General features: G+C 62.2%; 8 protein-coding genes. 3 read left to right on the top strand and 5 right to left on the bottom strand.

The window, feature by feature from the left end:
• Positions 1-270 precede the first annotated feature (270 nt).
• Both M2366_RS18455 and M2366_RS18450 read right to left on the bottom strand, forming a co-directional pair.
• Positions 271-909 carry a DUF2913 family protein gene (locus M2366_RS18455; protein ID WP_198135274.1) on the bottom strand — a complete coding sequence of 213 codons (639 nt, stop codon included), beginning with the start codon at positions 907-909 and terminating at the stop codon, positions 271-273.
• Positions 910-1,054: 145 nt separating this feature from the next.
• Complete coding sequence (locus M2366_RS18450; protein ID WP_224430701.1) at positions 1,055-2,341, bottom strand: DEAD/DEAH box helicase; 1,287 nt, start codon at positions 2,339-2,341, stop codon at positions 1,055-1,057.
• 516 nt (positions 2,342-2,857) lie between these two features.
• On the opposite strand from M2366_RS18450, the gene M2366_RS18445 reads away from it, so the two are divergent.
• The 3 genes from M2366_RS18445 (at position 2,858) to M2366_RS18435 (ending at position 5,304) form a co-directional block, all read left to right on the top strand.
• The gene (locus M2366_RS18445) at positions 2,858-3,739 is read left to right on the top strand and encodes an autotransporter domain-containing protein (protein ID WP_224433009.1); all 882 of its coding nucleotides are present in this window, start codon (positions 2,858-2,860) and stop codon (positions 3,737-3,739) included.
• Between the two features lie 30 nt (positions 3,740-3,769).
• On the top strand, positions 3,770-4,324 hold the full coding sequence (locus M2366_RS18440; RefSeq protein ID WP_259270366.1) for a DUF4256 domain-containing protein: 555 nt from the start codon (positions 3,770-3,772) through the stop codon (positions 4,322-4,324).
• 89 nt (positions 4,325-4,413) lie between these two features.
• Entirely contained in the window at positions 4,414-5,304 is an 891-nt protein-coding gene (locus M2366_RS18435; protein ID WP_259270365.1) for a nuclease-related domain-containing protein, read from the top strand.
• A gap of 66 nt (positions 5,305-5,370) precedes the next feature.
• Here the strand turns inward: M2366_RS18435 and M2366_RS18430 are convergent, their stop codons facing one another.
• From M2366_RS18430 to carB, 3 genes are all read right to left on the bottom strand, one after another.
• Positions 5,371-6,537 (bottom strand): DUF1615 domain-containing protein, encoded by a 1,167-nt coding sequence (locus M2366_RS18430; protein WP_259270364.1) that lies wholly within the window; start codon positions 6,535-6,537, stop codon positions 5,371-5,373.
• 281 nt (positions 6,538-6,818) lie between these two features.
• Entirely contained in the window at positions 6,819-8,489 is a 1,671-nt protein-coding gene (gene leuA, locus M2366_RS18425; RefSeq protein ID WP_259270363.1) for a 2-isopropylmalate synthase, read from the bottom strand.
• Positions 8,490-9,040: 551 nt separating this feature from the next.
• A complete protein-coding gene (gene carB / locus M2366_RS18420) occupies positions 9,041-12,265 on the bottom strand; it encodes a carbamoyl-phosphate synthase large subunit (protein WP_042042276.1) in 3,225 nt (1,074 codons plus the stop codon).
• Between the last annotated feature and the right edge of the window lie 3 nt (positions 12,266-12,268).

Genomic DNA, 12,268 nt, shown 5'->3' with positions numbered 1-12,268 from the left:
CAGCGACTCCCCCCAGATGGAGGGCCGAAGGAGGCTTGGTTGATGACCCAGGATATCCGGCGAAGAGCGCCTGGGTAGCGGTCAAAGGCCCGCGAGCAGCAGGCTGGCGATCGTCACGAGGGGGGGATGAACCTTGCCACCCCAGTGGCAAACGTCACGCCAGGGGGGCAATGGGGAAAGCGGGCATTGCAGCCATGAAAAACCCCGATGCAAGATCGGGGTTCGGTCACAGGACAGGCGGCAGACTCTGCGCCTCGGAACATCCCGCGCTCAGCCGTCTATCTCCAGCGCCAGCAGCGCGAGGGCAGGCAGGGCATTGCCCGGCATCAGCAGATGGGCCTTGTGGTGCTTCACCCTGACCTGCTTCTTGTTGCCCTGGCCAATGAGCAGGCCGTGCCGATAGGCGAAACGGGCCAGCACTTGCTCGTCACCGCGCACATAGAGGGTGAGCGGCTTGACCAGCTCGCCGTCGGCGCAGGCAGCGGCCAGCTCGGCAGAGCAGATAACAATTGAAGACTGCCCCTGGTTGGCGAGTCTCGCCCGGCCATCGATCACGCTCTGGGTGACCCGCAGCCAACCCGCCTCTTCACAGTCGTCCAGCAGCGCCATGAGCCGCGCTTCCAGCCCCTGCGTCGCCGCCTGGCTGTAATGACGCACGATGCGCTCGAGCAATCCCTTGAGATCGGCCCCCGCCCCTTGGGTGCGCGCCTGCTGCACCCACCCCTTGAGATCCTCCATCACCAGACGGGAGAAGCGTTTCTCCTTGAGGGAGTCCACCAGCCAGAGGCTCAGGAAATGGCTCTCCTGGGCGGGAGTACGGGCGGCGCGGCCGGCGCCGGTGCGCACGAGTTCAGCCAGACTGGCACCGGCCATCTCGAGCAGGGCCTGGTTATAGGTTTGCACTTTCAGATCGCTCATCACGACTCCTGGGCAGATTGGGGAAGGCGCTGCAGCGCTGCAGCCCCGCCACCATCATCAAAAAGGCGCCGAGGCGCCTTTGAAAACAAGATTGCCGGGCTCACAACAAGCCCGGTTTAGCCGCCGACTTGGCCGCTTATTTGTCTTTGCGGGCCGTCTTGCGCAGGCGAGTGCGCTGGCTCTGCAGCTTGGCTTCGGCCATCACCTGGGCGGCGGCATTGTCATCACGCTGGGGCTTCTTGCCAAAGCGGCGACGCTCCTGCAACTGCTTGATCAGCATGTCACGGTTGCTCACCTCGTAACCCGGCACCATGACGCGACGGATCTTCTGGCCGATCAGCGCCTCGATGTCGAGCAGGGTACGCTCCTCCTCGCGACTGACGAAGGAGATGGCCATGCCGCTCTTGCCGGCGCGGCCGGTACGACCGATACGGTGGACATAGTCCTCGGCCAGGAAGGGCAGGTCATAGTTGACCACGTATTCCAGGTTCGGGATATCCAGACCACGGGCCGCCACTTCGGTGGAAACCAGTACCCGTACCTTGCCTTCGATGAATTCGCGCAAGGCGCGACGACGGCTGCCCTGGGCCTTCTCGCCATGGACCACGGCCGACTTGATCCCATCCAGATTCAGCTCGGCCACCAGCTCGTCGCAGCTCTCGCGGGTACTGGCAAACACCAGCACCTGTGGCCAGTTCTGCTTGCCGATAAGCTCGGAGAGCAGCTCGCGTTTGCGCTTCTGCTCGACCGGATAGACGGTATGGGTCACGGTATCGGCGGTGGAGTTCTGCTTGTTGACGCTGACTATCTGCGGCTTGTTGAGCATCACATTGGCCAGCTTCTTGACGCCATCGGAGAAGGTCGCGGAGAAGAGCAGGCCCTGGCGATCCTTGTTGACCGCCAGCAGAATTTTTTGCACCTCGGCACTGAAGCCCATGTCGAGGATGCGATCCGCTTCGTCCAGCACCAGGCACTCAACGTTGGAGAGGCTGAGGTTGCACGCGTTCAGGTGCTCGAGCAGGCGGCCCGGGGTCGCCACTATGATGTGGGCGCCGGCCTTGAGGCGACGCGCCTGTACGTCCTGCTTGCCGCCGCCGCAGATCACCTGCACGCTCAGCTCCAGATACTTGCCAAACTCCTTGATGTTGTCAGCCACCTGAGCCGCCAGTTCGCGGGTCGGGGTCAGGATCAACACACGGGCGTTGGAAGGTGCGAGCGGCGCCGGGTTATCAATGAGGCGCTGCAAGATAGGCAGTGCGAAGGCGGCGGTCTTGCCGGTGCCGGTCTGGGCACTGGCCAGTACATCCTGGCCACGGCGGATCGTCGGGATCGCCTGTTGCTGCACAGGGGTCATCTCCTGATAACCGCACTCCGAGACGGCGCGCAAAATCTCGGGGGCAAAATCGAATGATTCAAATTTCATCATGGGTTTCCTGTGTTCCAGCAAAGCTGTGATTGGCTGCGACCCGACCGGGGTGACAACGGATGCCAGGGATCGGCCTGGCCTGGCAGGGTCTGCAGGCGAGCCGGAAAATGGCGGGCGCGGAGTGTAACAAATTTTCGGCGCCAATGCGTCTCAAATAATCTCTCCGACCTAAAAGTCCCTCATGTCGCGCCATGATAAGGGGCAAGCCAGGGGGTCAGAGAGGAGCCATGGCAGGCAGCACCGCCTGCGTCCCCCTGGTGATGCGCTTGCCCGATGCGAGAAGCCTGGCTCAGGGCAATGGACGCCGCGCCATCCTCAGGTAGAATCATCTCTAGTGCTCACATGGGCATGAGGCCACAGGGAGTTGCCATGGAGATAACAGCGATGCACAGCGCGCACAAACCGTTGCTTGGCCAGGGCAAGCCAACACGGTCTCCCGCTCCCGCCGCGAGCGCTGCATCGAGGCAGCAACCCTTGTTGCTGTTGGCCTGCCTTGCGACCGCCTCTCCGGCCATGGCCGCCGACGGCGCCGTCGATGCCCGCGTGCAGGAGCGGGCCAACGCCGTGGTCTCGTTGATGACCTTCAACGTGATACCCGATATTACCTCCAGCAACCTGGATATCTCGGGGGGCAGCGGTCAACAGGCGGCATTGACCATGAGCCAGGTTGGCGGCGGCGCCACCATGAGCAAGGAGGTCCCCATCTATCTGGAGGGCAACCTGGGCTATAGCCGCTACGATCCCAAATTTGTGATAAGCCAGGGCGAAGAGAGCCGAACCATCCCCGCCAAATGGAACAGCCTGACCGCCACCGGCGGCATCGGCTGGGACTTCGCCGTCGCCCCGAATTGGGTACTGCGTCCCATCGCCAACTTTTCCCTTGGCACTGTGGCCAGCGATATCCAGATAGGTAACTGGTATCTCGATCGCAAGACCGGCAAGAGCCTCGATTTCCTCGATAACGGCCAGCTCAATGTGTTCGGACTCGGCGGCTCCCTCATGCTCGATTACGAGCTGTTCTCCGATACCCAGGACATAGACGCCGAATTTCGCTACTCCTACCTCCATCTGCAGAGCACCATTGGCACCAGTCCCAGTGTGAAGGGCGAGGCGAATGCCGAGAACTTTGGCATCTATTTGCGCCGCCGCGCGCCCCTGCTCGATTGGACCCTGCTCGATCGGCCGCTGCGCTACGTGCTGGAAGGGGCCCGAACCGAATACCTGGGGGATCAACGGGGCCTGCTCGGTTTCAACGCCCTCAACTCCGTCGGGGTTGGCCTCGAGCTCGATTCGAGCAAATACCCGGTGTGGGTCACCCGTACCCGCCTCATGTACCGCTTGATGTTCGGCAACAACACCAATGGTTATGCCATTGGCCTGGCGATGAGTTTCTAACGGCGCAAATCCAAACGAGAACGAGGTTGTATGATGACAGTGACGAACCTGCAGATTGATGACTTGCTCGCCACCTTGCAAGCCCGCTTCGAACAGTACAGGCAGCGCCACGAGGGGATAACCTGGTCACAGGTGCGCGCCAGGCTCGATGCCCATCCCCAGTCATTGCGCTCGCTCCACGAGATGGAGAGCAGCGGCGGTGAGCCCGATGTCATCGGCCAGGATAGGCAGACCGGGCAGCTGCTGTTCTGTGACTGCAGCGCCGAGAGCCCAAGTGGACGCAGGAGCCTCTGCTATGACGGCGCGGCTCTGGCGTCGAGAAAAGAGAACAAGCCAGCAGGCAGCGCGACCGAGCTGGCCGCCATGATGGGCATCACACTGCTGACGGAGGCCGAATATCGGGCGCTGCAGACCCTAGGTTGCTTCGATGCCAAGACATCGAGCTGGATACAGACCCCCGAGGAAATCAGGACGCTCGGCGGCGCCCTGTTCTGCGATCGCCGCTACGACAGCGTGTTCCTGTACCACAACGGCGCCCAGTCCTACTACGCCGCCAGGGGCTTTCGCGGTCTGTTGCGGGTCTAAACCGGCCAGGACTCAGTCCCCCCAGTTGCAGCAACCTGCACCCTGTCGAGGCCTACACCTTAAGAAAGACTCCATAGAGGCTCAGTGAAATGGACTTCACCACCCTTATTGCTCCTTTGCTATCTCCGCTCGGCTATCTGCTACCCCTGCTGCTGATTGCCATTCTGATCAACACCCCCTGGTTCAAGGGCATGATCGGGGAGTGGTTTATCAATGTCAGCATCCGGCTCTTTCTCGACCAGCGGGAATATCACCTGCTCAAGGATGTGACCCTGCCCATTCCGCAGGGCAGCACCCAGATCGATCATGTGATCGTCTCCCGCTTCGGGATATTCGTGATTGAGACCAAGAACATGAAGGGCTGGATATTCGGCAACCCGGCTCATAAAAGCTGGACCCAGCAGATCTATCGCCGCAAGCACAGCTTCCAAAATCCCCTGCACCAGAACCACCTGCACATGATGACCCTTAAATCCCTGCTCGGAGTGTCAGACCATCAGCTTCATTCTGTTATCTGCTTTATTGGCGATTGCACCTTCAAGACCCCCATGCCGGACAACGTCATGAACCGTGGATTGGTTCGTTATATCAAGGGAAAAACCACCCAGGTATTGACCCCGGCCCAGATCACCCGAGTAGTCGAGACCATCCAGCAGGGACGGCTGGCCCCCAACTGGCAGACCCACAGACAACACGTGGCCCAGCTGAAGGCACGCCACGGCGGAGCGCCACGCAAGCCGTTATCCGCAGCTGCCGTGCCTGATGAACAGGGGATCCCCTCCCCTGTCAGCGCCCAACCGCTCAGTGATCAGCCTCCGACTTGCCCCAGATGTGGCAATGCCATGGTCTTGCGTACCGCCAGCCGGGGAGAAAACAGAGGCAATCAGTTCTGGGGATGCAGCGAATACCCAACATGCAGGGGGATGCTGACCCTTGGGAAGACACGCCATGGGGCGACGACTCAGGACACCAGGGCCTGACCCCAGAACATCCAGTTGGAACTGAAACAAGGGCGGCCACTTGGCCGCCCTGGTTGTCTCTGACTGTCAGCGAATGCTCGCCATCTTCCTCACGCAGGCCTGCTCCCTGTCATCCACACGCTTGGCAAACCAGGCGGTGGTGAGGTTGCGGGTGATCTTGGGGCTTTTCAGCTGAATGCCGGGCAGCACGGCGCGGGGTTGGCGCTTGCCCGCCTGCTTGTCGGCCAGGGTAAAGACCCGATGGTAGAGGTCGGTCTGGGCAAAGTCGGCACTGTCCCCCTTGAGCAGGCTCTGGTGGATGGCCTGCTTGCTCATGTTGACCCGGCTGGCGATGCTGTGCACCGCGAGCTCCGTCTTGCCGGGCTGGTCGGAATCATAACGGACCAGATCCCCGTCCAGGGCCAGGGTCTTGCCGCTGACCCGGCTCACCGCGGCCTGGAAGGCGGCGTTGCGGCTGGCATACCAACCCGCATTGAAGTCGGCGAAGCGATAAAGGGTGTCCGGGTAGTCGGCGGGATAACCGAAGATATGCCTGGTGCCAAACCAGATGCCGCCCCGGCGGCTGAACACCTCATGGCGGATGGACTCCTTGATGGGATAGGGGTAGCCACGGGCATTCTGCTCGGCAAAGGCGATGCTCACCTGCATGGGACCTGCGGTATGCACCGGGTTGAGGTTGCCAAAGAGTCGCTTGCCCATGGGGACCATGTCGATCATGTCCTCGAAGATGAGGCTCAGCTCCTGCTCGGTACGCGCCTTGTCGAGGCGATCGGCATAGGATTTGCCGTTGGGTGACTTGATACCCAGCGCGGTGCGCACCACGAAATCGGGAATATGCAGGCGGCCAGAGCGGGCGTAGATCTCCTTCCAGGCAATCTTGCCAAGACCGGGCACCACGGGATCGGCCTGATAGGTGGCCTCCTGCTCCGCCACCGCCAGCACGGTGCAGACATTGTGATCGCTCACCGTCAGTCCCTGGCTGCTGAGCGCCGTCACCACGTCATTGGCCCAGCCCTGCTTGTCTTTCACCTGGTTGGGCAAGAAGCGGACGATGCGGGTTTTCATGTCGGCAGGCTGCTTGGGCTGCATGGACGAAGGCAGCTTGGCAATCGCCGCGCCATCTTGCGCAGGCGCCGTTGGCTCGCTGGCGCAGCCCGCCAGCAGCAGGGCCGCCACCAGTGGCAGGGTGCGAAACCGCACGGGAAAGAGAGAACAGATCGAGGAGGATATCATCAAGGCTTCCGATGCTGGGGCAAGGCGCCGGGCGCCCGGCCAGAGAGAGTCGCGCGCCCGGGCCTGACTCCCGAACGCAAACAGACGCCCATTGTAGAGGATTGATCCGCCTGGCTAAAGCCTTGCCCCTTGTGCCTTTATCGACACTGCGACAGCACAGGCTTTTGGATGCGAGACAAGCCAACCGACCGCTCCTCTACCAAGGCGTCTCTTCACAAGGAGGGCCTTTCAATGGAAAACGCCACCCAAAGGTGGCGTATCAGGGTGACAAGCGCTCGACATCAGGCCCGTTGACGCTCGGCCTGAACCTCGACATTGGCCTGGGCGGCGCCGTTGATCACCGCCTGCAAGGAGGCATGCACCACGTCGCGGCCGATGGCGACCCCACACATGCGCACTCCATCGACGCTGAGCAACACATAGGCGACGGCGCGGGATTCGGTACCGGCAGAGAGGGCATGCTCCGAATAATCGAGCACGTCGATGTGCATGCCAGTCTGGCGCTCCCAGCCATTGACCAGCGCCGTGATGGCGCCCTCCCCCTCACCGTTCAGTTGCATGGCACCACCCGGGATCTGCACCTCCAGGTGCAGGCTCTCCTGGCTGTCGCGACCGAGCTGGAAGCGGCCGACGCGATAACCGTGCCCGGGCTCGAGATAATGGCGCTCGAACAGGGTGCGGATCTGCTCGGGACTGATCTCGCTGCTGCTCGCCTCGGCCTGGGCCTGAACCCGGCGGCTGAAGTCGATCTGCAGCCAGCGCGGCAGTTGCAGGCCAAGATCACGCTCGAGCAGATAGGTGACACCGCCCTTGCCGGACTGGCTGTTGATGCGGATCACCGCCTCATAGCTGCGGCCAAGGTCTGCGGGATCTATGGGCAGGTAGGCCACATCCCAATAGGCATCGGGTTTGGGGGCCGCCAGGGACTTGCGAATGGCGTCCTGGTGGCTGCCGGAGAACGCGGTGTAGACCAGCTCGCCGGCGTAGGGGTGACGCGGGTGCAGGGCAATCTGAGTGCAGGCGCCGACGGTCGCGACTATGGCATCCATGTCAGACAAGTCCAGCTCGGGATCTATGCCCTGGCTGTAGAGGTTCATGGCCATGGTGACGATATCCATGTTGCCGGTACGCTCGCCGTTGCCAAGCAGGGTGCCCTCGATGCGATCGGCCCCCGCCAGCACCGCCAGCTCGGCGGCGGCCACGCCGCAGCCCCTGTCGTTGTGGGTGTGAATGGAGACACTCACCTCGGGGCGCGCCTTGAGGTGGCGACAGAACCACTCCACCTGATCCGCAAAGACATTGGGGGTGCTCACCTCGACGGTGGCGGGCAGGTTCAAAATCATCGGGCGAGCGGCGGGACGCCATTCGTCGATCACCGCGTCACACACCTCCACCGCGAACTCCACCTCTGTGCTGCTGAAACTCTCGGGGGAATATTGGAAACTCCACTCGGTGCCGGGGTTGCGCGCCGCATGCTCGCGTACCCAGCGCGCCCCCTGCACGGCGATGGCCTTGACCCCCTCGCGCCCGCTGTTGAATACATAGTTGCGCTGGGTCGGGTTGACCGAGTTGTAGACGTGGACGATGGCGCGCTTGGCCCCCTTGAGGGATTCGAAAGTGCGAATGATCAAGTCTTCCCGGGCCTGCACCAGCACCTGGATGGTGACGTCGTCGGGGATGAGGTTGCGCTCGATGAGTTCGCGCACGAAATCAAAGTCCGGCTGGGAGGCGGCGGGGAAGCCCACCTCGATGTGCTTGAAGCCGACATGGACCATCAGCGCCCACATCTGCAGCTTCTGGGCCACCGTCATGGGTTCGACCAGCGCCTGGTTGCCGTCGCGCAAGTCCACGGCGCACCAGAGCGGCGCCTTCGTCATCACCTGGTTGGGCCATTGGCGATCGGCCAGGGCGATGGTGGGGGCCGGGCGGTATTTGCGATGATCGAAGCTCATATTCAGATTCCCTTGGCAGATGTCCTTGAGGCGCAGCGCCGTTGCGGGCGATGACGGTGCGCAACGACGCGACTGGGCAGGCAAACTGGCGGGGCAAGGAGGGGGAACGGGTTAGCGCGGTAACGCTGGCCCTGACGGTTGCGCGGGTGGTAACCCCACAACCGGTTTCCTGTGGCGCCTCCTGATAAGAGGGGCCGACCTGCGCTGCCGGGTTGGCAGCGGGCCCTGATCCTCTCGCACCCCGCTGTTGCAGGCGCAGACGACCTTATGTGATGAGGGACCAGTATATAGAGGCAATCGGGGTGAGTGATTGCGAAGATGCGGCCCTTTTGCCAAAAATGCGCAATCATTGTCTACTTAAAGAGAAGTTAAGGGTGTATTTGATCCACGCTCTACTGAGATGTGTCTTTTTTCTCCTCGTCGATATCGTGTCTGGACTCACCGAGCACTCCGGCCCGCCATCAAAACAAAAACCCCGCCATCACTGGCGGGGTTTGTCATTACTCATTCGCACTGACCCTCAACTGGCCGGGGAGTCGCCCCCTCGACCATTAGCGGTTTTTAACTCTCTCGTGCAGCTCCTGCACCGAGTTCACGTTGGCAGTGGCATCGACGCTGATGGCCATGCAGGTCGCGAAACCGGCGTTCAGGGTAGTGGTGTACGCCACCTTGTGCTGCAGGGCGCCACGGCGCAGCTGCTTGGAGTCCTGGATCGCCACCCGCCCTTCGGCGGTGTTGACGATATAGGTGTACTCACCGTTCTTGATGCGGTCCAGGATGTGCGGGCGACCCTCGTGCACCTTGTTGACCAGACGCGGGTTGATGCTCGCCTCGCCCAGGGCCACGGCGGTGCCGTGGGTGGCATCGAGCTCATAACCCAGCTCCAGCAGCTTGGCGGCGAGATCGACGACCCGCTCCTTGTCACTGTGACGCACGGACAACAGGGCGCGGCCCTCTTTGGGCACTGCATGGCTGGCACCCAGCTGGGCCTTGGCATAGGCCTCGGCGAAGCTGTTGCCCACCCCCATCACCTCGCCGGTGGAGCGCATTTCAGGCCCCAGCAGCGGATCCACCCCCGGGAACTTGGCGAAGGGCAGCACCACCTCTTTCACCGAGTAGTAGGGCGGGATGATTTCGGTGGTGAAACCTTGCGCCTGCAGAGACTGACCGGCCATGACACGGGCGGCAATCTTGGCCAGGGGCGCGCCGGTCGCCTTGGAGACGAAGGGCACGGTACGGGCGGCACGGGGATTCACCTCGATGAGGTAGATCTCGTCATCTTTCACCGCGAACTGCACGTTCATCAGGCCGACCACGCCGAGCTCCAGCGCCAGCTTGCGTACCTGCTCGCGCATCTCGTCCTGAATTTTCTTGGACAAGGTGTAGGGCGGCAGGGAGCAACCGGAGTCGCCGGAGTGGATACCGGCCTGCTCGATGTGCTCCATGATGCCGCCGATGACCACATCCACGCCGTCACAGATGGCGTCCACGTCCACCTCGGTGGCGTCGTCGAGGAAACGGTCCAGCAGTACCGGTGATTCGTTGGAGACGCTCACCGCCTCGGCGAAGTAGCGGCGCAGGTCGATTTCGTCATAGACGATCTCCATGGCGCGGCCACCCAGCACATAGGAGGGGCGCACTACCAGGGGGTAACCGATCCGCTCGGCGGTCAGTACCGCCTGCTCCAGGGCAGTGACGGTGCCGTTTTCCGGCTGCTTGAGGCCCAGACGCTCGACGGCAGTCTGGAAACGCTCGCGGTCTTCGGCACGGTCGATGGCGTCCGGGCTGGTGCCGATGATGGGCACGCCGTTCGCTTCCAATGCTCGCGCCAGCTTGAGCGGCGTCTGGCCGCCGTACTGGACGATGACGCCCTTGGGCTGCTCGACCCGCACAATTTCCAGCACGTCTTCCAGGGTCACCGGCTCGAAGTAGAGGCGGTCGGAGGTGTCGTAATCGGTGGAGACGGTCTCGGGGTTGCAGTTGACCATGATGGTCTCGTAACCGTCTTCGCGCAGGGCCAGGGCCGCGTGCACGCAGCAGTAGTCAAACTCGATGCCCTGACCGATACGGTTCGGGCCACCGCCGATGATCATGATCTTGTCACGATTGCTCGGGGCCGCCTCGCACTCCTCGTCATAGCTCGAATACATGTAGGCGGTGTCGGTGGCGAACTCGGCGGCGCAGGTATCGACCCGCTTGTAGACCGGGAAGATGTTGTGACGGGCGCGCAATTTGCGCACCTCGCCCTCGGCCACTCCCAGCAACTTGGCCAGGCGCGCATCGGCGAAGCCCTTGCGCTTCAAGGCGCGCAGGAAGTCGGCGTCCAGGCCAGCCATGCCGCGCTCTTTCACCTCTTCTTCCAGCTTGACCAGATCTTCAATCTGCACCAGGAACCAGGGGTCAATCTTGGTCAGCTTGAAGATGCCATCCATGGAGAGACCGGCGCGGAACGCATCGGCGATGTACCAGATCCGGTCGCAGCCCGCTTCTTGCAGCTCGTGACGGATGCGGGTCAGGGAGTCAGGGGCATTGAGGTCAACCATGGGATCGAAGCCGGTCTTGCCGGTTTCGAGGCTGCGCAGCGCCTTGTGCAGTGACTCCTGGAAGTTGCGACCTATGGCCATCACTTCACCGACCGATTTCATCTGGGTGGTGAGACGGTCGTTGGCGCCGGCAAATTTTTCGAAGTTGAAGCGCGGTATCTTGGTGACCACGTAGTCGATGGCCGGCTCGAAGGAGGCCGGAGTGCGACCACCGGTGATGTCGTTCATCAGCTCGTCCAGGGTGTAACCGATGGCGAGCTTGGCGGCGATCTTGGCAATGGGGAAACCGGTCGCCTTGGAGGCCAGCGCGGAGGAGCGGGATACCCGCGGGTTCATCTCGATGATGACCATGCGGCCATCTTTCGGGTTGATGCCGAACTGGACGTTGGAGCCACCGGTCTCGACACCGATCTCGCGCAGCACCGCCATGGAGGCATTGCGCATCAGTTGATACTCCTTGTCGGTCAGCGTCTGGGCTGGCGCGACCGTGATGGAGTCACCGGTGTGGATACCCATGGGGTCGAAGTTTTCGATGGCGCAGACGATGATGCAGTTGTCGTTGCGATCCCGCACCACTTCCATCTCGTACTCTTTCCAGCCAATCAGCGACTCATCGATGAGCAGCTCCTTGGTCGGCGACAAGTCCAGACCGCGCTCGCAGATCTCGACGAACTCTTCGGTGTTGTAGGCGATGCCGCCACCGGAGCCACCCATGGTGAAGGAGGGACGGATGATGCAGGGGAAGCCGACCATCTGCTGCACGCCCCAGGCCTCTTCCATGTTGTGGGCGATGCCCGCACGGGGACATTCGAGACCAATGCTCTTCATGGCGATGTCGAAGCGGCGGCGATCTTCGGCCTTGTCGATGGCATCGGCGGTGGCACCGATCATCTCGACCCCGAACTCGGCCAGCACGCCGTGCTTCTCCAGATCCAGCGCACAGTTCAGTGCAGTCTGGCCGCCCATGGTGGGCAGGATGGCGTCCGGGCGCTCTTTCTTGATGATTTCGCGCACCACTTCCCAGGTGATGGGTTCGATGTAGGTGGCATCGGCCATCTCGGGGTCGGTCATGATGGTGGCCGGGTTGGAGTTCACCAGGATGACGCGGTATCCCTCCTCGCGCAGGGCTTTGCAAGCCTGGGCGCCGGAGTAGTCAAATTCGCAGGCCTGACCGATGACGATGGGGCCGGCGCCGAGGATCAGGATGCTCTGTAGGTCGTTACGTTTTGGCATGGC

It is taken from the genome of Aeromonas sp. BIGb0405, assembly GCF_024807335.1.
Lineage (GTDB): Bacteria > Pseudomonadota > Gammaproteobacteria > Enterobacterales > Aeromonadaceae > Aeromonas > Aeromonas rivuli.
This window is presented reverse-complemented; position numbering and strand designations above follow the sequence as displayed.

What these genes read in the sequence shown, in the direction of transcription:
- carB (WP_042042276.1), bottom strand. Translation starts at nt 12,265, where the DNA reads ATGCCAAAACGTAACGACCTACAGAGCATCCTGATCCTCGGCGCCGGC.
- M2366_RS18430 (WP_259270364.1), bottom strand. Translation starts at nt 6,537, where the DNA reads ATGATATCCTCCTCGATCTGTTCTCTCTTTCCCGTGCGGTTTCGCACC.
- leuA (WP_259270363.1), bottom strand. Translation starts at nt 8,489, where the DNA reads ATGAGCTTCGATCATCGCAAATACCGCCCGGCCCCCACCATCGCCCTG.
- M2366_RS18435 (WP_259270365.1), top strand. Translation starts at nt 4,414, where the DNA reads ATGGACTTCACCACCCTTATTGCTCCTTTGCTATCTCCGCTCGGCTAT.
- M2366_RS18450 (WP_224430701.1), bottom strand. Translation starts at nt 2,341, where the DNA reads ATGAAATTTGAATCATTCGATTTTGCCCCCGAGATTTTGCGCGCCGTC.
- M2366_RS18440 (WP_259270366.1), top strand. Translation starts at nt 3,770, where the DNA reads ATGATGACAGTGACGAACCTGCAGATTGATGACTTGCTCGCCACCTTG.
- M2366_RS18445 (WP_224433009.1), top strand. Translation starts at nt 2,858, where the DNA reads ATGGCCGCCGACGGCGCCGTCGATGCCCGCGTGCAGGAGCGGGCCAAC.